Source organism: Microbacterium sp. K41 (assembly GCF_004794395.1).
GTDB lineage: Bacteria > Actinomycetota > Actinomycetes > Actinomycetales > Microbacteriaceae > Microbacterium > Microbacterium sufflavum.
Genome location: NZ_SSDO01000298.1, coordinates 1 through 789 on the forward strand (window position 1 = coordinate 1; position 789 = coordinate 789).

The window sequence follows — 789 nt, forward strand, 5'->3', positions numbered from 1 at the left end:
GGCGAGGCCGTCGCGTCCGCAGCCGGCGTGCTCGGCGGTGGCGGCGGCGGACGCGACGACCTCGCCCAGGGCGGCGGCACCGACGGCGCGGCACTTCCGGCAGCGCTGGAGGCCATCGCACAGGAGCTCCGCGGAGCGTGACCGGCTTCCGTCGCGGAGTGCGGCTCGGCGTCGACGTGGGACGCGCCAGGGTGGGCGTGGCACGGTGCGATCCGGACGGCATGCTGGCCGTCCCGGTCGAGACCGTGCCGCGCGACGACGCGGCGATCACGCGACTCGTGGCGATCGCCGCGGAGTACGAACCGCTGGAGTTCGTGGTCGGGCTGCCGGTGAATCTGCAGGGAGCGGACACCCCGTCCACCACGGATGCGCGCGAGTTCGCAGCGGTGTTGCAGCGCGAGAGCGGTGTGCCGGTGCGGCTCATCGACGAGCGTCTGAGCACGGTGTCCGCACACGCGGCATTGCGGAGTTCCGGGCGTTCCCAGAAGAACTCTCGTAGCATTGTGGATCAGGTCGCCGCGGTGGTTCTGCTGCAGCAGGCGATCGACACGGAGAAGAGCACCGGAAACCCGGCCGGTGCACCGGTCCCCGTCGATGAGGAGCCCGCCTGATCATGTCCGAACGCGATAGCGCTTCGCCACCGCACGACACCGATGCACGCTTGGGCGACCTCTTCGAGAACCTGCCGGCTCCGGCACCGCAGGTCCCGACGGCCGACACGAGCGGCCCGGTGCCAGGCTCGCGCCGCGCCGCTCGTGAGGCCGCGCGGCGAGCCGCTCGTCAACAGCA

The 789-nt window shown here is 72.1% G+C and carries 2 protein-coding genes; both read left to right on the forward strand.

All coding sequences use genetic code 11. From position 1 onward, the window contains the following. On the forward strand, positions 1–141 hold a 141-nt coding region (locus tag DW309_RS08650; protein ID WP_136045141.1), incomplete at its 5' end, for a DHHA1 domain-containing protein. After that, positions 138–611 carry a Holliday junction resolvase RuvX gene (gene ruvX / locus DW309_RS08655; RefSeq protein ID WP_136045142.1) on the forward strand — a complete coding sequence of 158 codons (474 nt, stop codon included), beginning with the start codon at positions 138–140 and terminating at the stop codon, positions 609–611. The genes DW309_RS08650 and ruvX, both read left to right, overlap by 4 nt. Positions 612–789: the final 178 nt, after the last annotated feature.